The following is a 19,929-nucleotide window of genomic DNA, read 5'->3' as shown; positions in this document are numbered from 1 at the left end:
TCAGACCGCCCTCATCAGCAGGGTCGCGGCGACGAGGAGTGCCGCACCGCCGAACATCGAGACCGCGTACGACCGCGCGAAGCCGTTCTGCAGTCGGCGCAGCCGTCCGGAGAGCCCGCCGACCGAGGCCGCCGTGCCGTTGACGACGCCGTCGACCAGGGTGTGGTCGACGTACACCAGGGAGCGCGTCAGATGCTCCCCGCCGCGTACGAGGACGACGTGGTTGAAGTCGTCCTGGAGCAGGTCGCGGCGGGCTGCCCGGGTGAGCAGCGACCCGCGCGGGGCGACGACCGGGACCGGACGGCGGCCGTACTGGGCGTACGCGACGGCGACACCGACGACGAGCACGACCATCGTGGCCAGGGTGACCGTCGTCGCGGTGAGCGGCGAGTCGCCCTCGGCGTGCCCGGTGACGGGCTCCAGCCAGTGCAGGAAGCGGTCGCCGATGCTGAACAGACCGCCCGCGAAGACCGAACCGAAGGCCAGCACGATCATCGGGATCGTCATGGACCTGGGCGACTCGTGCGGGTGCGGCTCGTGGCCCTCCGCGTCCGGCTGCCAGCGCTTCTCGCCGAAGAACGTCATCAGCATCACGCGCGTCATGTAGTACGCCGTGATGGCCGCGCCGAGCAGGGCCGCGCCGCCGAGGATCCAGCCCTCGGTGCCGCCCTTCGCGAAGGCCGCCTCGATGATCTTGTCCTTGGAGAAGAAGCCGGACAGGCCCGGGAAGCCGATGATGGCGAGGTAGCCCAGACCGAAGGTCACGAAGGTGACCGGCATGTACTTCCTGAGGCCGCCGTACTTCCGCATGTCGACCTCGTCGTTCATGCCGTGCATGACCGAACCGGCACCGAGGAACAGCCCGGCCTTGAAGAAGCCGTGGGTCACCAGGTGCATGATCGCGAAGACGTAGCCGATGGGGCCGAGGCCCGCGGCGAGCACCATGTAGCCGATCTGCGACATGGTCGAGCCGGCCAGCGCCTTCTTGATGTCGTCCTTCGCGCAACCGACGATCGCACCGAACAGGAGCGTGACCGCGCCGACGACGGTGACGACGAGCTGTGCGTCGGGCGCGCCGTTGAAGACCGCCGCGGAGCGGACGATCAGGTAGACGCCCGCGGTCACCATCGTCGCCGCGTGGATGAGGGCCGAGACCGGGGTCGGGCCCTCCATCGCGTCCCCGAGCCAGGACTGCAGCGGGACCTGAGCGGACTTGCCGCAGGCGGCGAGCAACAGCATCAGGGCGATGGCGGTGAGCTTGCCCTCGGTGGCGCCGCCGACCAGGCCGGGCTCGGCATGGGTGCCGAGGACCGGGCCGAAGGCGAACGTGCCGAAGGTGGTGAACATCAGCATGATGGCGATCGACAGGCCCATGTCGCCGACCCGGTTGACCAGGAAGGCCTTCTTGGCCGCGGTGGCCGCGCTGGGCTTGTGCTGCCAGAAGCCGATGAGGAGGTACGAGGCGAGACCGACGCCCTCCCAGCCGACGTACAGCAGCAGGTAGTTGTCGGCGAGGACGAGCAGCAGCATCGCCGCGAGGAACAGGTTCAGATAGCCGAAGAAGCGGCGGCGGCGCTCGTCGTGCTCCATGTACCCGATCGAGTACAGGTGGATCAGCGAGCCGACGCCCGTGATCAGCAGCACGAACGTCATCGACAGCTGGTCGAGACGGAAGGCGACGTCCGCCTGGAACCCCTCGACCGGGATCCAGCTGAACAGGTGCTGGGTCAGCGTCCGGTCCTCGGCACCCTTGCCGAGCAGGTCGGCGAAGAGGACGACACCGAGCGCGAAGGAGACGGCCGCGAGGGCCGTGCCAATCCAGTGGCCGACGGCGTCGAGCCGCCGACCGCCGACCAGCAGGACGGCCGCTCCGAGCAGGGGCGCCGCGATGAGCAGCGCGATCAGGTTCTCCACGATTCTTCCGACCCCTTACAGCTTCATCAGGCTGGCGTCGTCGACCGAGGCCGAGTGGCGGGAACGGAACAGCGACACGATGATCGCGAGACCCACCACGACCTCCGCGGCGGCGACGACCATCGTGAAGAAGGCGATGATCTGGCCGTCGAGATTGCCGTGCATCCGGGAGAAGACGACGAACGCGAGGTTGCAGGCGTTCAGCATGAGCTCGACGCACATGAAGACCACGATGGCGTTGCGTCGGATCAGGACGCCGGTGGCGCCGATCGTGAACAACAGGGCGGCGAGGTAGAGGTAGTTGACCGGGTTCACTTCGACGCCTCCTCGGCCCGCTTGAAGGTCGTCGGCTCGATCTCGGTCCGCTCCAGGCGCTCCTGCGCGCGCTGTTCCAGCGCCCGCAGGTCGTTGAGCGCCTCGGCGGACACGTCACGGATCTGGCCGCGGTCCCGCAGCGTCTTGCTGACCGTGAGCTCGGACGGGGTGCCGTCGGGCAGCAGACCCGCGATGTCCACGGCGTTGTGCCGGGCGTAGACACCGGGCGCCGGCAGCGGCGGCACGTGCTTGCCCTCGCGCACCCGCTGTTCGGCCAGTTCCCGCTGCGTCTTCGCCCGCTCGGTGCGCTCACGGTGGGTGAGCACCATCGCGCCGACGGCCGCGGTGATCAGCAGTGCGCCGGTGATCTCGAAGGCGAAGACGTACTTGGTGAAGATGAGGGCGGCCAGCCCCTCCACGTTGCCGTTCGCGTTGGCCTGGCCCAGGCCGTTGAACTCGGTCAGGGAGGCGTTCCCGATGCCCGCCATGAGCAGGATGCCGAAGCCGAGACCGCTGAGGAGGGCCAGCCACCGCTGGCCCCTGATGGTCTCCTTCAGCGAGTCCGCCGCGGTGACGCCGACGAGCATCACCACGAACAGGAACAGCATCATGATCGCGCCGGTGTAGACGACGATCTGCACGATGCCGAGGAAGTAGGCGCCGTTGGCGAGGTAGAACACCGCCAGGACGATCATGGTCCCGGCGAGACAGAGCGCGCTGTGCACGGCCTTCTTCATGAAGACGGTGCACAGGGCGCCGATCACGGCGACCGAGCCGAGGACCCAGAACTGGAAGGCCTCTCCGGTGGAGGTGGAGTAGGCGGCGAGCTGCGCGCTCATGCCCCCACCTCCTGCTCCCCGGGCAGTTCGCCCTGGGAGACGGCGACCTGGCGCTCGGTGCCGGGCGCGGCCTCGGTGACGAGTCCCCGGTAGTAGTCCTGCTCGTCCATCCCCGGGTAGATGGCGTGCGGGGTGTCCACCATGTCCTGGTCGAGACCCGCGAGCAGTTGCTCCTTGGTGTAGATCAGGTTGGCGCGGCTGGAGTCGGCCAGCTCGAACTCGTTGGTCATCGTCAACGCACGCGTGGGGCACGCCTCGATGCACAGGCCGCACAGGATGCAGCGGGCGTAGTTGATCTGGTAGACGCGGCCGTACCGCTCGCCCGGCGAGTAGCGTTCCTCGTCCGTGTTGTCCGCGCCCTCGACGTAGATCGCGTCGGCGGGGCAGGCCCAGGCGCACAGCTCGCAGCCGACGCACTTCTCCAGGCCGTCCGGATGGCGGTTGAGCTGGTGCCGTCCGTGGAAGCGCGGAGCAGTGGTCTTCTGCTGTTCCGGGTACTGCTCGGTCAGCCGCTTCTTGAACATGGCCTTGAAGGTCACGCCGAAGCCGGCCACGGGGTTCTGGAAACCGGGCTTGGTCTCCTTGGGCTCCTCAGCCATCGGACGCCTCCTTTCCGTCACGAGATCCGCCGATCGATCCGTCACTCGCAGTATCGGATCCACCACTGACAATCAACTCCCGCTCGCGGTGCGGGCGGCGCCGGGGCACCGGCGGTAGCTCCTGTCCCGGCAGCGGGGGTACGGGGAATCCGCCGGCCATCGGGTCGAAGCCGACCGGTTGTTCGGCGGGCTGCTCGGCCCGGCCGGCCTTGTCGCGGAAGATGTCGGCGACGAAGGACAACAGCAGCAGGACGAGGACCCCGCCGCCGACGTAGAGGGCGATGTCGGCGAAGTCGTAGTTCTCGTTCTTCAGGGTCCGCACGGTGGCGACGAGCATCAGCCAGACCACGGAGACCGGGATGAGGACCTTCCAGCCGAGCTTCATCAGCTGGTCGTAGCGGACCCGGGGCAGCGTGCCGCGCAGCCAGATGAAGCCGAACAGCAGCAGCTGCACCTTCACCACGAACCAGAGCATCGGCCACCAGCCGTGGTTCGCGCCCTCCCAGAAGGTGCTGATCGGCCAGGGAGCCCGCCAGCCGCCGAGGAAGAGCGTGGTCGACACGGCCGAGACCGTCACCATGTTCACGTACTCGGCGAGCATGAACAGCGCGAACTTGATCGACGAGTACTCGGTGTTGAAGCCGCCGACCAGGTCGCCCTCGGACTCCGGCATGTCGAAGGGGGCACGGTTGGTCTCACCGACCATCGTCACGATGTAGATCACGAAGGAGACCGGCAGCAGGAGGATGTACCAGCGATCGTGCTGCTGCTCGACGATCGTCGACGTCGACATCGAACCCGAGTAGAGGAACACCGAGGCGAACGCGGCGCCCATCGCGATCTCGTACGAGATCATCTGCGCGCAGGACCGCAGGCCACCGAGGAGCGGGTAGGTGGAACCGGAGCTCCAGCCCGCCAGCACGATGCCGTAGATGCCGACCGAGGCGACCGCGAGGATGTAGAGCATCGCGATCGGGAGGTCGGTGAGCTGCATCGTGGTGCGCTGGCCGAAGATCGAGATCTCGTTGCCGGCCGGGCCGAAGGGGATCACCGCGATCGCCATGAAGGCCGGGATGGCCGCGACGATCGGCGCGAGGACGTAGACCACCTTGTCCGCGCGCTTGACGATGAGGTCTTCCTTGAGCATCAGTTTCACGCCGTCGGCGAGCGACTGGAGCATGCCCCAGGGGCCGTGCCGGTTGGGTCCGATGCGCAGCTGCATCCAGGCGACGACCTTGCGCTCCCACACGATGGAGAACAGCACGGTCACCATGAGGAAGGCGAAGCAGAACACCGCTTTGACGACGACCAGCCACCAGGGGTCGTGGCCGAACATCGAGAGGTCTTCAGCGGCGAGATACGGGCTCATGCCTCCACCTCCTTGGGGGCTTCGGCGAGCGTCGCCGGACCGATGCGGACGAGGGCGCCGGGCAGCGCCCCGGTGTCGGAGGCAACGCCGCCGCCGGCGGAGTTCAGCGGGAGCCAGACCACCCGGTCGGGCATCTCGGTCACTTCCAGGGGGAGTTCGACCGTTCCGGCCGTGCCGGTGACGGCCATGACGTCGCCGTCCTTGACGCCCGCCTCGGCGGCCGTGGCGGCCGACACACGCACGTGTGCCGCGTGCCGTGTTCCGGCGAGCGCCTCGTCGCCCTCCTGGAGGCGACCCCGGTCGAGCAGCAGCCGGTGTCCGGCGAGTACCGCCTCACCGGCCGCCGGACGAGGCAGCACGCCCGCGGTGCCGAGCGGATCGCCGGCCCGCGGTCCGTCCCACGCGCCGAGCCGGTCCAGCTCCGCGCGCGCGGTCCGCAGGTCCGGCAGCCCGAGGTGGACGTCCATGGCGTCGGCGAGCATCTGCAGCACGCGCGCGTCGGTGGGTGCCAGCCGGCGGGTGACCTGGTCGGGCTTGAGCGCGGCCTCGAAGGAGCGGACCCTGCCCTCCCAGTTGAGGAAGCTGCCCGCCTTCTCGGCGACCGCGGCGACCGGGAGTACGACGTCCGCGTGCTCGGTGACCTCGCTGGACCGCAGTTCCAGCGACACCAGGAAGCCCACCGCGGCCAACGCCTCACGCGCGCGTGCCGGGTCGGGCAGGTCCGCGACCTCGACACCGGCCACCACCAGCGCCTGGAGTGCGCCGCCGGCCGCTGCCTCGACGATCTGTCCGGTGTCACGGCCGAAGCCGTGCGGCAGTTCGGCCAGGCCCCAGACGGCCGCGACCTCGTCCCGCGCGCGCGGGTCGGTGGCCGGACGCCCGCCCGGCAGCAGAGTCGGCAGCGCACCCGCCTCGATCGCACCGCGCTCCCCCGCCCGGCGGGGGATCCAGACCAGCTGCGCGCCGGTCGCGAAAGCGGCCCGTACCGCCGCGGTCAGTCCGCCGGCCACACCGGCCAGCCGCTCACCGACGGCGATCACCGCGCCCTCGGCGCGCAGTGCCTCGGCGGCCTTGGCGCCGCCGTCCTCCAGACCGAACCCGCTCGCGAGCGCGTCCAGCCACTCGGTCTCGGTGCCCGGAGCCGCCGGCAGCAGCGTGCCGCCCGCCTTCTCCAGGCCGCGCGTGGCGTACGTCGCCAGCGAGAACACCCGCTGGCCGTGCTTGCGCCAGGCCTTGCGCAGCCGCAGGAAGACGCCGGGGGCCTCCTCCTCGGACTCGAAGCCGACCAGCAGGACGGCAGGCGCGTTCTCCAGGGACGTGTACGTGACGCCCGCGCCGTCGAGGTCACGGCCGCGACCGGCGACCCGGGCGGCCAGGAAGTCGGCCTCCTCGCTGCTGTGCACGCGCGCGCGGAAGTCGATGTCGTTGGTGTCGAGCGCCACGCGCGCGAACTTGCTGTACGCGTAGGCGTCCTCGACGGTGAGGCGGCCGCCGACGAGGACACCGGACCGGGAGCGGGCCGCGGCCAGTCCCTGGGCCGCCGCCTCCAGGGCCTCCGGCCAGGACGCGGGCTCCAGGGCACCGGCGGCGTTGCGCACCAGCGGCGTCTCGATCCGGTCGCGCTGCTGCGCGTACCGGAACGCGAACCGCCCCTTGTCGCAGATCCACTCCTCGTTGACCTCCGGGTCGGGGGCCGCGAGTCGCCGCATGACCTTGCCGCGCCGGTGGTCGGTGCGCGTGGCACAGCCGCCGGAGCAGTGCTCGCACACCGAGTGCGAGGAGACGAGGTCGAAGGGGCGGGAGCGGAAGCGATACGCCGCCGAGGTCAGCGCGCCGACCGGGCAGATCTGGATGGTGTTGCCGGAGAAGTACGACTCGAACGGGTCGCCCTCTCCGGTGCCGACCTGCTGGAGCGCGCCCCGTTCGAGCAGCTCGATCATCGGGTCGCCCGCGACCTGGTTGGAGAAGCGGGTGCAGCGGGCGCACAGCACGCACCGCTCGCGGTCGAGCAGCACCTGCGTGGAGATCGGGACGGGCTTCTCGTACGTGCGCTTCCGGCCCTCGAAGCGGGACTCGGCGTTGCCGTGGGACATCGCCTGGTTCTGCAGGGGGCACTCGCCGCCCTTGTCGCAGACCGGGCAGTCCAGCGGATGGTTGATGAGGAGCAGCTCCATCACACCGTGCTGCGCCTTCTCGGCGGCCGGGGAGGTGAGGTGGGTCTTCACCACCATGCCGTCCGTGCACGTGATCGTGCAGGACGCCATGGGCTTGCGCTGGCCCTCGACCTCGACGATGCACTGGCGGCAGGCGCCGACCGGATCGAGGAGCGGGTGGTCGCAGAAACGGGGGATCTCGATGCCGAGCTGCTCGGCGGCCCGGATGACCAGGGTGCCCTTGGGCACGCTGATCTCGGCGCCGTCGATGGTCAGCGAGACGAGGTCCTCCGGCGGGACCGCCGCTTCTCCCCCTCCGGAGGGAGCGCTGGTGGTCACGGTCATGCGTTCACCTCCGTGCGGTCGGCCCAGGCCGTCGACCGGGCGGGGTCGAAGGGGCAGCCGCGGCCCGTGATGTGCTGCTCGTACTCCTCGCGGAAGTACTTCAGCGAGGAGAAGATCGGCGAGGCGGCACCGTCGCCGAGGGCGCAGAAGGACTTGCCGTTGATGTTGTCGGCGATGTCGTTCAGCTTGTCGAGGTCGGACAGGGCGCCCTTGCCGGCCTCGATGTCCCGCAGCAGTTGCACCAGCCAGTAGGTGCCTTCGCGGCACGGCGTGCACTTGCCGCAGGACTCGTGGGCGTAGAACTCGGTCCAGCGCGTGACGGCGCGGACGACACAGGTCGTCTCGTCGAAGCACTGAAGAGCTTTTGTGCCGAGCATGGAACCCGCGGCGCCCACTCCTTCGTAGTCAAGAGGGACGTCGAGGTGCTCGTCGGTGAACATCGGCGTCGAGGAACCGCCGGGCGTCCAGAACTTCAACCGGTGCCCCGGGCGCATCCCGCCGCTCATCTCCAGGAGCTGGCGCAGCGTGATGCCGAGCGGGGCCTCGTACTGGCCGGGGCTGGCGACATGGCCGCTGAGCGAGTAGAGCGTGAAGCCCGGGGACTTCTCGCTGCCCATCGACCTGAACCATTCCTTGCCCCGGTGCAGAATGGCGGGAACCGACGCGATCGACTCGACGTTATTCACCACAGTCGGGCACGCGTAGAGGCCCGCGACCGCAGGGAAGGGGGGACGCAGCCGCGGTTGACCACGGCGGCCTTCGAGCGAGTCGAGCAGCGCGGTCTCCTCACCGCAGATGTACGCGCCCGCCCCGGCGTGCACGGTGAGTTCGAGATCGAGGCCGCTGCCCAAAATGTTCTCGCCGAGGTAGCCGGCCGCGTAGGCCTCGCGCACGGCCTCGTGCAACCGCCGCAGAACTGGGACGACCTCACCACGCAGATAGATGAAGGCATGCGACGACCTGATGGCATAGCACGCGATCACAATGCCCTCGATGAGGCTGTGCGGGTTCGCGAAGAGGAGCGGAATGTCCTTACAGGTTCCGGGCTCCGACTCGTCGGCGTTGACAACTAGATAATGCGGTTTTCCATCACCCTGGGGAATGAACTGCCATTTCATTCCCGTCGGGAATCCCGCGCCGCCGCGCCCGCGCAGACCGGAGTCCTTGACGTACGCGATCAGGTCGTCCGGCGACATGGCGAGCGCCTTGCGGAGCCCCTCGTATCCATCGTGCCTTCGGTAGACGTCCAGCGTCCAGGACCCCTCCTCGTCCCAGAAGGCCGACAGGACGGGTGCGAGCAGCTTCTCGGGGCTGGTGTCTTTCAGCTCGGGTGCCAAGGTCATCACTCCCCCTCCTCGGCGGCGGGCCCTGCCGGGTGGGCGGGGTCGGAGGCCGACGTGTCCTGCGGCGCGTCGTGTGAGCTCAGATGCTCGGTGGGCGAGGGCTCGTGCACGGCCCCGTCCTGCGGCTCGTCGTGCGGGCCGCCGTCGCGCGGATGGACCACGCGCGCGGGTGCGGCCTCTCCCCTGGCCAGGCGGAGTCCCACCAGCGACGCGGGTCCCGCACTGCCGCCGGCCTCGACCGCGCCCTCGCGCTCGTCGGGGAAGCCGGCCAGGATCCGCGCGGTCTCCTTGAAGGTGCACATCGGCGCCCCGCGCGTGGGCTCGACGGGCCGTCCCGCGCGCAGGTCGTCCACGAGGCGCTTGGCGCTGCCCGGGGTCTGGTTGTCGAAGAACTCCCAGTTGACCATCACGACCGGCGCGAAGTCGCAGGCCGCGTTGCACTCGATGTGCTCCAGGGTGACCTTGCCGTCGTCGGTGGTCTCGCCGTTGCCGACGCCCAGGTGCTCCTGGAGCGTCTCGAAGATCGCGTCGCCGCCCATCACCGCGCACAGCGTGTTGGTGCAGACGCCCACCTGGTAGTCGCCGCTCGGCCTGCGCCGGTACATCGTGTAGAAGGTCGCGACCGCGGTGACCTCGGCAGTGGTCAGATCCAGCGCATCCGCGCAGAAGCGCATGCCGGTGCGGGTGACGTGTCCCTCCTCCGACTGCACGAGATGCAGCAACGGCAGGAGGGCCGACCGGGAGTCCGGATAGCGCGCGATGATCTCGCGGGCGTCGGCCTCGAGCCGGGCGCGGACGTCGTCCGGGTAGCCGGGCGCGGGCAGTTCGGGCATGCCCAGACTGACGCCCCGCTCCGAAGAACTGGTGGTGGTCACCGGTCGACGCCTCCCATCACGGGGTCGATGGACGCGACGGCGACGATGACGTCGGCGACCTGGCCGCCCTCGCACATCGCCGCCATGGCCTGAAGGTTGGTGAAGGACGGGTCACGGAAGTGGACCCGGTAGGGACGGGTGCCGCCGTCGGACACGGCGTGCACCCCGAGCTCGCCCTTGGGCGACTCGACCGCCACGTACGCCTGTCCCGGCGGTACGCGGAAGCCCTCGGTGACGAGCTTGAAGTGGTGGATCAGGGCCTCCATGGAGGTGCCCATGATCTTCTTGATGTGGTCGAGGGAGTTGCCGAGACCGTCCGGCCCCAGGGCGAGCTGGGCGGGCCAGGCGATCTTCTTGTCGGTGACCATGACTGGGCCGGGCTGAAGCCGGTCCAGACACTGCTCGACGATGGCGAGCGACTGGCGCATCTCCTCCAGCCGGATCAGGAAGCGGCCGTAGGAGTCGCAGGAGTCGGCGGTCGGGATCTCGAAGTCGTACGTCTCGTAGTCGCAGTACGGCTGCGTCTTGCGCAGGTCGTGCGGCAGGCCGGTGGAGCGCAGGATCGGGCCGGTGGCTCCGAGGGCCATGCAGCCGGCCAGATCGAGATAGCCGACGTCCTGCATGCGGGCCTTGAAGATGGGGTTCCCGGTGGCGAGCTTGTCGTACTCCGGGAGGTTCTTCTTCATCTTCTTCACGAACTCGCGGATCTGGTCCACCGCGCCGGGCGGCAGGTCCTGGGCGAGTCCGCCGGGGCGGATGTACGCGTGGTTCATCCGCAGGCCCGTGATGAGCTCGTAGATGTCGAGAATCATTTCACGATCACGGAATCCGTAGATCATGATCGTGGTGGCGCCGAGTTCCATGCCGCCGGTGGCGATGCACACCAGGTGGGAGGACATCCGGTTCAGCTCCATCAGGAGCACCCGGATGATCTTGGCTCGCTCGGTGATCTGGTCCTCGATGCCGAGCAGCTTCTCGACGGCGAGGCAGTAGGCGGTCTCGTTGAAGAAGGACGTCAGGTAGTCCATGCGCGTGACGAAGGTGGTGCCCTGCGTCCACGTGCGGAACTCGAGGTTCTTCTCGATCCCGGTGTGCAGATAGCCGATGCCGCAGCGGGCCTCGGTGACCGTCTCGCCCTCGATCTCCAGGATGAGACGGAGCACTCCATGGGTGGACGGGTGCTGGGGACCCATGTTGACGACGATGCGTTCGTCGTCGGCACGGGCCGCGGACTGGACGACCTCGTCCCAGTCGCCACCGGTGACCGTGTAGACGGTGCCTTCGGTGGTCTCCCGCGCCGAGGCCGCGGACTCGGCGGATGCTGGCTGCGTGCTCACGAGTACGACCTCCGCTGGTCCGGAGCCGGGATCTGGGCGCCCTTGTACTCGACGGCGATGCCGCCGAGGGGGTAGTCCTTGCGCTGCGGGTGGCCCTGCCAGTCGTCCGGCATCATGATCCGCGTCAGGGCCGGGTGACCGTCGAAGACGATCCCGAAGAAGTCGTAGGTCTCCCGCTCGTGCCAGTCGTTCGTCGGGTAGACGGAGACCAGGGACGGGATGTGCGGGTCGCTGTCCGGCGCGCTGACCTCGAGCCGGATCAGCCTGTTGTGGGTGATCGAGCGCAGGTGGTAGACGGCGTGCAGCTCTCGGCCCTTGTCGCTCGGGTAGTGGACCCCGCTGACGCCGGTGCAGAGTTCGAAGCGCAGGGCCGGGTCGTCGCGCAGGGTGCGGGCGACGCGGACCAGATGCTCGCGTTCGATGTGGAAGGTGAGTTCGTCGCGGTCGACGATCGTGTTCTCGATCGCGTTCCCGGCGAGGAGGCCCTGTTCCTCCAGCGCGCCCTCGAGCTCGTCGGCGACCTCGTCGAACCAGCCGCCGTAGGGACGGCTCGCCGGTCCCGGAAGCCGGACCGAGCGGACCAGGCCGCCGTAGCCGGAGGTGTCGCCGCCGTTGTTGGCGCCGAACATGCCGCGCTGGACGCGGATCTCCTCACCTCCCTCACCGCGCTGTCCGGGGAGGTTGTCGGCGGCCAGGTCCTTCTCGGGGTTGACCCCGTCGGCGCCGCCGTTGCCGTTCGCGCCGCTCATCGCAGCAGCCCCTTCATCTCGATCGTGGGCAGGGCCTTGAGCGCCGCTTCCTCCGCCTCCCGGGCCGCTTCCTCGGCGTTCACGCCGAGCTTGGAGGACTGGATCTTCTGGTGGAGCTTGAGGATCGCGTCCATCAGCATCTCGGGCCGCGGCGGACAGCCGGGCAGATAGATGTCGACGGGGACGATGTGGTCGACGCCCTGGACGATCGCGTAGTTGTTGAACATGCCGCCGGAGGAGGCGCAGACACCCATGGAGATGACCCACTTGGGGTTCGGCATCTGGTCGTAGACCTGCCGCAGCACCGGCGCCATCTTCTGGCTCACCCGGCCGGCGACGATCATCAGGTCCGCCTGGCGTGGAGAGCCCCGGAAGACCTCCATGCCGAAGCGCGCCAGGTCGTAACGCCCGGCGCCGGTGGTCATCATCTCGATGGCGCAGCAGGCCAGGCCGAACGTGGCGGGGAAGACGGACGCCTTGCGCACCCAGCCCGCGGCCTGCTCGACGGTGGTCAGCAGGAAGCCGCTCGGCAGCTTTTCTTCGAGTCCCATGTCCTTTGGCCCCTCAGTCCCATTCCAGCCCGCCGCGCCGCCACACATACGCGTAGGCGACGAAGACGGTGAGCACGAAGAGCAGCATCTCCACGAGCCCGAACACACCCAGGGCGTCGAAGGTGACGGCCCACGGGTAGAGGAAGACGATCTCGATGTCGAAGACGATGAAGAGCATCGCCGTCAGGTAGTACTTGATGGGGAAGCGCCCGCCGCCGGCCGGCGTGGGGGTCGGCTCGATGCCGCACTCGTAGGCCTCGAGCTTGGCGCGGTTGTACCGCTTCGGACCGATCAGCGTGGCCATGACCACGGAGAAGATCGCAAAGCCTGCCCCGAGGGCTCCCAGTACGAGGATGGGCGCATACGCGTTCACCGCTCCTCGCTCCTCTCAGTCGGCACTGACTGGTGGCGGTTGCGTCAGGCCCGTGACACCCGCCCTGACAGTCCCGCGGGCTCCGCCCGTCCAGACGAAGATCGCGAACATGTGAAGCAGGTCACAAGCCCAACCGCCTCGCATCCTATGCCCGCCGGTCTGTGATCTGCGACACGGGGTATTGCACAAGCTTTGTGATCTCCACCACCTGACGAAGGATCATGAAGTCGGATGAGCGGTGATCTTCGTACGTGAAGCGTTCGAGTGGTCACCAGAGGTGACATTTCCGCTCGTCGCCGCAGGTGAAGAGGGTCGTCTCCATATCAAGAGACTTCTCTTGCATGCAAATTGGCACCGGACCCGAACTCTTGATAGAGGTCCGCGTTCACACATCAGAGGGAGGTGCGCGGCGAGGTGTGGACGCGTGCACGCGTTCACGAGCTCACCCGGATGTGGGTCAGGGGTGAACGAGAGGTGACCCCCGCGCGGGACGCGACGGACCGGGTGACCGTTCCGTGACCTCCGCCACATCCATGAGAGTCGTCTGAGAACGGGTGTTGGCCAATGGCCTCAACCGGTGGTAAGTCGGGGGCAATTCGGGCGTAACAGCGAAAGTACATGATCACAGGCTTGATCACGTGTGCCCGCAATGTCCGTTACGGCGTCAATAAAGAGTGACGCGACCGGTATTGAGGGGCCCCATTGAACAATTGTGGCGCAGCACACGTTCCTTGAAGGTATGGAGGAGCCCCTGATACCGCTTGTACCCATGTCCCACACCGCTCACATACGTAGCCACCGGAAACCCCGCCGCAGCGCGTCGACCATCGCGATGCGGGCCGGAGTCGCCGGTGGCGTCCTCAGCACCCTGGCCGTCGCCGGGGCGTCCGGCGCGAACGCCGCCGAACCGGTCACGCAGACCATCGAACTGCCTGCCCTGACCGCCGACCTGGCCGCCCAGGTCGCCCAGTCCGCGGACGCCACGCAGCAGACCGCCGCGAACTATGAACTCCAGGCCGAACGCGACGCGGCCGCCGCAAACGCCGCAAAGCAGGCCAAGGCGGACCTCGCTGAGGCGAAGCTGAAGGCGCAGGCCAAGAAGAAGGCCGCCGAGACCGCCCGCAAGGCGGCCGCGGAGCGCGCCTCGCGCAACGCTGACCGGACCACGCTCGGCGTCTCCGCGAACGTCTCCACGGGCAGCTCGTCGAGCAGCTCGTCGACGGCGACCGGTTCGGCCGCGGCCGTCATCGCCTTCGTGAAGGCCCAGATCGGCGACGCCTACGTCAGCGGCGGCACCGGCCCCAACTCGTGGGACTGCTCCGGCATGGTGCAGGCCGCCTTCAAGCAGGTCGGCATCAACCTGCCGCGCGTCTCCCAGGACCAGTCGGTCGCCGGCACCCAGGTCTCGCTGAGCAACCTTCAGCCGGGCGACATCCTCTACTGGGGCAGCGCGGGCAACGCCTACCACGTGGCGGTGTACGTCGGCGACGGCATGTTCGTCGGTGCGCAGAACTCCTCCACGGGCGTCGTGGAGAAGCCCCTGTCGTACGACCCGCCGACCGGCGCGGTGCGGGTGCTCTGAGGCACGCGCACAGCCGTACGGGCTGAAGGGCCGCAGCCGCTCGGGGGCAGCGGCCCTTCCGGCACATCCGGATCCGGGAGCGACTCCTCCCGGCAACGACCCATGCGCCCGTATTGTCCACATCGCGTGATGTGTTGACGCCTTTTCGCGGGCGACCGCCCGCATTCCGCTCCCGCCCCGCCCGGACACGCAGGGGTTCCGGATGCCGGACACGCAGGGGCTCCGGACGCCCGCCGGGCAGAGGCTCCGGACGCCCGCCAGGCAGAGGCTCCGGCATCCCGGAGCCTCCGGCCGGGGGTCAGGCCTTCGGGGCCACCTTGCTGAGGCCGTTGATGATGCGGTCCATCGCGTCGCCGCCGGTCGGGTCCGTGAGGTTGGCGAGGAGCTTGAGGGTGAACTTCATCAGGAGCGGGTGGCTCAGGCCCCGCTGGGCCGCGATCTTCATGACCTTCGGGTTGCCGATGAGCTTCACGAAGCCCCGGCCCAGCGTGTAGTAGCCGCCGTAGGTGTCCTTGAGGACGCGCGGGTAGTGGTGCAGGGCCGTCTCGCGCTGCGCCGGGGTCGAGCGGGCGTGGGCCTGGACGATGACCTCGGCGGCGAGCGCGCCGGACTCCATGGCGTAGGCGATGCCCTCGCCGTTGAAGGGGTTCACCAGGCCGCCGGCGTCGCCGACGAGGAGCAGGCCCTTGGTGTAGTGGGGCTGGCGGTTGAAGGCCATGGGAAGGGCCGCACCGCGGATCGGGCCGGTCATGTTGTCCGGGGTGTACCCCCAGTCCTCGGGCATGGACGCGCACCAGGCCTTCAGGACCTCGCGCCAGTCGAGCTCCTTGAAGGAGTCCGAGGTGTTGAGGACGCCCAGGCCGACGTTCGACGTGCCGTCGCCCATGCCGAAGATCCAGCCGTAGCCGGGCAGCAGGCGGTCCTCGCCGGGACCTCGGCGGTCCCACAGCTCCAGCCAGGACTCCAGGTAGTCGTCCTCGTGGCGCGGCGAGGTGAAGTACGTGCGCACCGCGACGCCCATCGGCCGGTCCTCGCGGCGGTGCAGGCCCATCGCCAGGGACAGCCGGGTGGAGTTGCCGTCGGCGGCCACCACGAGCGGGGCACGGAAGGTGACCTCCCGTTTCTCCTCGCCGAGCTTGGCCGTCACGCCGACGATACGGCCGGTGCGGTCGTCGAGGACCGGGCCGGAGACGTTGCAGCGCTCGTAGAGGCGCGCACCCGCCTTCTGCGCCTGGCGGGCGAGCTGCTCGTCGAAGTCGTCGCGCTTGCGGACGAGTCCGTAGTCGGGGAAGGAGGCGAGATCCGGCCAGTCGAGCTGGAGGCGCACGCCTCCGCCGATGATCCTGAGCCCCTTGTTGCGGAGCCAGCCCGCCTCCTCCGAGATGTCGATGCCCATCGCGACGAGCTGCTTCACGGCCCGCGGGGTGAGTCCGTCACCGCAGACCTTCTCGCGCGGGAACTCGGTCTTCTCCAGCAGGAGTACGTCGAGGCCGGCCTGGGCCAGGTGGTAGGCGGTGGTGGAGCCGGCTGGCCCCGCGCCCACGACGATCACGTCGGCGCTGTTGTCGGAGAGGGGCTCGGTCACGGCGGGAACTCCCCAAGGTTCGAAATCTGCGTGCCGACCGGCACTGGACACGGGCAGTCTATTCAGCAGAATTGATCACCCGGCTGAAGGGCTGCCCAGTGAACCGAGCTCTGCCCGTAGTACGCCTGCGTGTTCCCACCGACGAGGACGCCGTCGCCTGGCACCGGATCTTCGACGATCCGGACGTCATGGAGTTCCACGGCGGCAGATCAGCGGAGTTGTCCGTCTACGAGGAACTCACGGCCCGCCAGCGCCGGCACGACGCGGAACGTGGCTTCTGCCTCTGGACGATGCTGGACGAGTCCGACCAGGTCATCGGTTTCACGGGTGCGCAGCCGTGGCCGCAGGACTGGGGCCCGAAGGGCGAGATCGAGATCGGCTGGCGGCTCGCGCGGGAGTACTGGGGCCAGGGATACGTGACCGCGGCCGCGTGGATGACGCTGGAGCGGGTGCGGGCGGCGGGGGTGCCGAGCGTGGTCGCGATGGTCCTCGCCCAGAACGCCCGGTCGATCGCGGTCACCCAGCGGCTGGGTATGAACCTCGCCGAGGTCTTCACGACCCCCACGTCGAACAAGGAAGGCCACTGCTACCGGCTCGACCTGTGACCCCGGAGGGTCCGACCGGACCGACCGGACCGACCGGCTCGACCGGCTCGACCGGCTCCATCGGCTCCATGGGCTCGACCGGACCGTCGACAGAAACGATCAGTGACGCACAGTAGTCGTTGGTTACAGAAAGACATCCACCGCTTCCGGACCTCACCCCTGGGCGGTTACCCTTCCAGTACCGCTGGGGGTGACATCTGTGCGCATAACACCCAAAACACCCGAAGTGCGCGTGCCCAAGTTCGTCGGCCTGATGGCCGTGGACGCACGCGAGGCCGCCGCGGCCCACGGCGTGCTGCTGGCCGCACCCGACCGGCCCGAGTTCCACCGCACGGTCGTCGACTACGTCGTACGGCAGTACCCGCCGCCCGGTGTCGAGGTGCCACGCGGCGCCGTCGTCACCGTGTGGTTCGACCTCGGCGAGGGAGAGGGCGGCGGAGGCGCCGGCGTGCGCGAGCCACGCATCCCGAACCCGTCCGGGGGCGGACTCCAGCGTGAGCTGGGCGAACCCGGGGACGCCTTCGAGGTGACCAGGTAGGACCAGGGACCAGGCACCACCGGCCGGGACCCATGACCGTGACCGGCACCGTCTCCGCCCGGGACCTGGGACAGACGGTCCGGCCGGCCGGGACCTGGGACAGGCGGCCCGGCCGGACGGCCCTCAGGCCTGCTTGAAGCCCCGGTGCAGGGCGACGATGCCGCCGCTCAGGTTCCGCCACGCCACCTTCGACCAGCCGGCCCCGCGCAGCCGCTCGGCGAGCGCGGGCTGGTCGGGCCAGGCGCGGATGGACTCGGCGAGGTAGACGTAGGCGTCGGGGTTGGAGGACACCGCGCGGGCGACCGGCGGCAGGGCCCGCATCAGGTATTCGGTGTAGGCGGTCCGGAAGGGCGCCCAGGTCGGATGGGAGAACTCGCAGATCACGACCCGGCCGCCGGGCTTCGTCACCCGGTACATCTCGCGCAGGGCGGTGTCGGTGTCCTGCACGTTGCGCAGCCCGAAGGAGATCGTGACGGCGTCGAAGGTGTCGTCCTTGAAGGGCAGCCGCGTCGCGTCGCCGGCCGTGAAGGGCAGCCAGGCGTTGCGCTTCTTGCCGACCTGGAGCATGCCGAGGGAGAAGTCGCAGGGGACGACGTACGCGCCGGTGCGGGCGAAGGGCAGCGACGACGTCGCCGTACCGGCGGCCAGGTCGAGGATCTTCTGCGCCGGACGGGCGTCCACCGCCGTCGCGACCTCCCTGCGCCATCGGCGGTCCTGGCCGAGGGACAGCACGTCGTTGGTGAGGTCGTACCGTTCCGCCACGTTGTCGAACATCGAGGCGACTTCGTGCGGCTGCTTGTCCAAGGATGCGCGGGTCACGGGCTCATTGTGGCAGTACGGGCCGGACGCGCCCGCGCCCGGCCCACCCGCCGACGTGTCACGGCAGCAGTCTCGGCCTCTTCCTCGCCGCCACGTCCTCGACCCATCCGCACATCAGCACGCGAAGCGGCGTTTGTTGCGCTGTCTGTAGTGGCGGCGGGCCAGGATCAGCATCATCCCGAAGCGGCCCATGACGCCGACGCCGACGACCATGAGCCCCACCGAGAGCACGGGTACCGTCCACTCGGAGACGGCGACCGCCACGATCAGGGCCCTGCCCTCGTAGAGGGTGGCGCCGGTGGCCTCCCGGTGGGCGGCCTGGAGCCGTGAGACGGTGCCGGTGGTGCCGCCGTCGCCGTTCGGCCGGGTCCCGCCGGGCTGCTCGCCGGTCACCCCGGCCCCGGCGACACCCGCCGCCTGCTGCCCACTCGAACCGGTACCCGAGGCCGACCCCGAACCGGTACCCGTACCCGAGCCCGAGCCCGTACCCGAGCCCGAGCCCGCGCCCGCGCCCGCCGCGTTGCCCTCCTGCATGACGCCGCTGATGGTGGTGAAGGTGTAGCCCTTCGCCTTCATCTTCTTGATGTACTGCGGCAACGCCTCGATCGTCTGCGAGCGTTCGCCACCCGCGTCGTGGAACAGGACCGACGCCCCGTCGGTGCCGCTCGGCGTGGCCCACTTGACGATGTTCGAGACGCCCGGTTTCTTCCAGTCGTCGCTGTCGGTGTCGACGAAGACGCTGGTGTAGCCGTCCTCGCCGAGCTTCTTGTAGACGGGCCAGCTGTAGTTGTCGATCGCGTCCGTCTCCGAGGAGTACGGCGCGCGGAACAGCGTGGTCGTGATGCCGGCCGCGCCCGCCAGCGCGAGTTGTGTCTGTTCCAATTCCCGGTCGACGCGGGCGTCACTCTGGTACGAAAGGTCGACATGGGTGAAAGTGTGGATACCGACCTCGTTGCCCTGATCGACCATCGTCCTCACGATGCCCGGGTAGCGCGAGACCATCGAGCCGACCAGGAAGAACGTGCCAGGCACGTCGTTCTCCTGGAGGATCTTCAGGACCTGGGGGGTCCAGGTGGGGTTCGGGCCGTCGTCGAAGGTGAGGGCGATCGTCTTGTCCGGCACGGAGACGCTCGTGGCCTGGCCGCCGCGGAAGGTGAGGATCGGGCCGGCGTCGAGGACCTTGTCGGGGACCTTGCTCGCGCTCGCTCCGTCACGCACCCGCTCGTCGCCGCCGACCTCGGCACGCAGATAGCCGTCGAGCAGCATCACGCAGGTAAGGGCGAGCAGGAGCAGCAGAGCGAGGATGACACGCGGTTTCTGCAACGCCGCGGCCCTGCCCGCCGCACGTTCGATACGGGTGGGGGCGCGCCGTCGGCCGCGGGATGAAGTCGTCGTCATGAGAGTGACCGCGTTCCGGTCAGTTGGCGGCCGCGACGGCGGACGCGGAGGAGGTCGGCGGGGTGGCGGCGCCCGAGGCCGGCGCCGACGGGATGCCGCTGGGCCGGCCGATCCGGCTGCCGACACCGCCGTCGGGCTGGAGGCCGCCCGGACCCTGCCCGCTGCGCGCGTCGCCGCCGAACGGCAGCAGCGAGGACGGGCTCAGCGCGGTCCCCCAGCCCGTGAAGGCGGCGCCGAGCACTCCCGCGTATGCGAGGCAGACGACGCCGAGAAGGAGGCCGATCCGACGCAGCAGCTTCGATCTGCGTCCCGAGTTGTCAACGAACACGGGCCCCTCGGCGGCGGCGTTGCCGCGTTTGCGACGGCGACCACGGTCGGCGCCACGACTTTCGATGGCAGTCTCTGAATGCATTCCACGGATATTAGGGAGTCTTTGTGTGCCGACTTCTTTGGCTTACTTATGAGGCGGTCATGAGGAACACGCCAACCTGTCTTTTGCCTGAGAGAACCCCGGAATACCCGCGCGACCCGACATCGAAAGGGCAGGACTGAATGCCCCCTTTACAAGGGCGATTTGCCCTCATCGCCCAGGCTTTCCCATGGACGGCCTGTGCGTCCCCTGTCTCCCCTGTCCATGAAA

18 protein-coding genes and 1 pseudogene are annotated in these 19,929 nt (G+C 69.1%); 3 read left to right on the top strand and 16 right to left on the bottom strand.

Translation table 11 applies throughout. The features are described 5' to 3' along the window. From nuoL to ACFV0T_RS13145, 12 genes are read right to left on the bottom strand one after another with little or no spacing between them, the layout of a single operon-like run. Nucleotides 1-1,914 carry an NADH-quinone oxidoreductase subunit L gene (gene nuoL / locus ACFV0T_RS13200; RefSeq protein ID WP_385777712.1) on the bottom strand — a complete coding sequence of 638 codons (1,914 nt, stop codon included), beginning with the start codon at nucleotides 1,912-1,914 and terminating at the stop codon, nucleotides 1-3. Between the two features lie 15 nt (nucleotides 1,915-1,929). Next, nucleotides 1,930-2,229 carry an NADH-quinone oxidoreductase subunit NuoK gene (gene nuoK / locus ACFV0T_RS13195; RefSeq protein WP_018568277.1) on the bottom strand — a complete coding sequence of 100 codons (300 nt, stop codon included), beginning with the start codon at nucleotides 2,227-2,229 and terminating at the stop codon, nucleotides 1,930-1,932. Then, the gene (locus tag ACFV0T_RS13190) at nucleotides 2,226-3,068 is read right to left on the bottom strand and encodes an NADH-quinone oxidoreductase subunit J (RefSeq protein ID WP_385777707.1); all 843 of its coding nucleotides are present in this window, start codon (nucleotides 3,066-3,068) and stop codon (nucleotides 2,226-2,228) included. Before ACFV0T_RS13190 ends, nuoK begins: the two co-directional genes overlap by 4 nt. After that, nucleotides 3,065-3,667: an NADH-quinone oxidoreductase subunit NuoI gene (nuoI, locus tag ACFV0T_RS13185; RefSeq protein ID WP_385777704.1), complete on the bottom strand. Its 603-nt coding sequence runs from the start codon at nucleotides 3,665-3,667 to the stop codon at nucleotides 3,065-3,067. The genes ACFV0T_RS13190 and nuoI overlap by 4 nt, the downstream gene beginning before the upstream one ends. After that, entirely contained in the window at nucleotides 3,660-5,036 is a 1,377-nt protein-coding gene (gene nuoH, locus ACFV0T_RS13180; RefSeq protein WP_385777701.1) for an NADH-quinone oxidoreductase subunit NuoH, read from the bottom strand. Before nuoH ends, nuoI begins: the two co-directional genes overlap by 8 nt. Next, complete coding sequence (locus tag ACFV0T_RS13175; protein WP_385777698.1) at nucleotides 5,033-7,534, bottom strand: NADH-quinone oxidoreductase subunit G; 2,502 nt, start codon at nucleotides 7,532-7,534, stop codon at nucleotides 5,033-5,035. The genes nuoH and ACFV0T_RS13175 overlap by 4 nt, the downstream gene beginning before the upstream one ends. Continuing rightward, a complete protein-coding gene (gene nuoF, locus ACFV0T_RS13170; protein ID WP_385777696.1) occupies nucleotides 7,531-8,877 on the bottom strand; it encodes an NADH-quinone oxidoreductase subunit NuoF in 1,347 nt (448 codons plus the stop codon). The genes ACFV0T_RS13175 and nuoF overlap by 4 nt, the downstream gene beginning before the upstream one ends. Further along, complete coding sequence (gene nuoE, locus ACFV0T_RS13165) at nucleotides 8,877-9,710, bottom strand: NADH-quinone oxidoreductase subunit NuoE (RefSeq protein WP_385777790.1); 834 nt, start codon at nucleotides 9,708-9,710, stop codon at nucleotides 8,877-8,879. Before nuoE ends, nuoF begins: the two co-directional genes overlap by 1 nt. 38 nt (nucleotides 9,711-9,748) lie before the next feature. After that, nucleotides 9,749-11,089 carry an NADH-quinone oxidoreductase subunit D gene (locus ACFV0T_RS13160; RefSeq protein WP_385777693.1) on the bottom strand — a complete coding sequence of 447 codons (1,341 nt, stop codon included), beginning with the start codon at nucleotides 11,087-11,089 and terminating at the stop codon, nucleotides 9,749-9,751. Further along, a complete protein-coding gene (locus ACFV0T_RS13155; RefSeq protein ID WP_385777691.1) occupies nucleotides 11,086-11,838 on the bottom strand; it encodes an NADH-quinone oxidoreductase subunit C in 753 nt (250 codons plus the stop codon). The genes ACFV0T_RS13160 and ACFV0T_RS13155 overlap by 4 nt, the downstream gene beginning before the upstream one ends. Further along, nucleotides 11,835-12,389 carry an NADH-quinone oxidoreductase subunit B family protein gene (locus tag ACFV0T_RS13150; protein ID WP_007383964.1) on the bottom strand — a complete coding sequence of 185 codons (555 nt, stop codon included), beginning with the start codon at nucleotides 12,387-12,389 and terminating at the stop codon, nucleotides 11,835-11,837. The genes ACFV0T_RS13155 and ACFV0T_RS13150 overlap by 4 nt, the downstream gene beginning before the upstream one ends. Before the next feature lie 13 nt (nucleotides 12,390-12,402). Then, a complete protein-coding gene (locus ACFV0T_RS13145) occupies nucleotides 12,403-12,762 on the bottom strand; it encodes an NADH-quinone oxidoreductase subunit A (RefSeq protein ID WP_007383963.1) in 360 nt (119 codons plus the stop codon). Nucleotides 12,763-13,531: 769 nt separating this feature from the next. Here ACFV0T_RS13145 and ACFV0T_RS13140 point away from each other — a divergent pair. Next, nucleotides 13,532-14,344, top strand: a complete 813-nt coding sequence (locus tag ACFV0T_RS13140) for a C40 family peptidase (RefSeq protein ID WP_385777689.1) — start codon at nucleotides 13,532-13,534, stop codon at nucleotides 14,342-14,344. A gap of 298 nt (nucleotides 14,345-14,642) precedes the next feature. Here ACFV0T_RS13140 and ACFV0T_RS13135 read toward each other — a convergent pair whose 3' ends face one another. Then, the gene (locus tag ACFV0T_RS13135) at nucleotides 14,643-15,929 is read right to left on the bottom strand and encodes a geranylgeranyl reductase family protein (protein WP_385777686.1); all 1,287 of its coding nucleotides are present in this window, start codon (nucleotides 15,927-15,929) and stop codon (nucleotides 14,643-14,645) included. Nucleotides 15,930-16,027: 98 nt separating this feature from the next. Between ACFV0T_RS13135 and ACFV0T_RS13130 the strand changes: the two genes are divergently transcribed. Both ACFV0T_RS13130 and ACFV0T_RS13125 read left to right on the top strand, forming a co-directional pair. Next, a complete protein-coding gene (locus tag ACFV0T_RS13130; RefSeq protein ID WP_385777683.1) occupies nucleotides 16,028-16,534 on the top strand; it encodes a GNAT family N-acetyltransferase in 507 nt (168 codons plus the stop codon). Nucleotides 16,535-16,760: 226 nt separating this feature from the next. Then, entirely contained in the window at nucleotides 16,761-17,072 is a 312-nt protein-coding gene (locus ACFV0T_RS13125) for a PASTA domain-containing protein (RefSeq protein WP_385777680.1), read from the top strand. A gap of 123 nt (nucleotides 17,073-17,195) precedes the next feature. Here the strand turns inward: ACFV0T_RS13125 and ACFV0T_RS13120 are convergent, their stop codons facing one another. The 3 genes and pseudogenes from ACFV0T_RS13120 to ACFV0T_RS13110 form a co-directional block, all read right to left on the bottom strand. Continuing rightward, nucleotides 17,196-17,891 (bottom strand): demethylmenaquinone methyltransferase, encoded by a 696-nt coding sequence (locus ACFV0T_RS13120; RefSeq protein ID WP_385777677.1) that lies wholly within the window; start codon nucleotides 17,889-17,891, stop codon nucleotides 17,196-17,198. Between the two features lie 120 nt (nucleotides 17,892-18,011). Continuing rightward, nucleotides 18,012-19,289: pseudogene (locus ACFV0T_RS13115) on the bottom strand (polysaccharide deacetylase family protein); the annotation flags it as partial. A gap of 19 nt (nucleotides 19,290-19,308) precedes the next feature. Further along, nucleotides 19,309-19,701 carry a hypothetical protein gene (locus ACFV0T_RS13110; protein ID WP_385777674.1) on the bottom strand — a complete coding sequence of 131 codons (393 nt, stop codon included), beginning with the start codon at nucleotides 19,699-19,701 and terminating at the stop codon, nucleotides 19,309-19,311. Nucleotides 19,702-19,929 lie beyond the last annotated feature (228 nt).

The sequence above is a fragment of the Streptomyces sp. NPDC059582 genome, from assembly GCF_042735715.1.
Taxonomy (GTDB): domain Bacteria; phylum Actinomycetota; class Actinomycetes; order Streptomycetales; family Streptomycetaceae; genus Streptomyces.
Note: the sequence above shows the minus strand (reverse complement) of the source record. Positions and strands in the feature narration are given on the sequence as shown.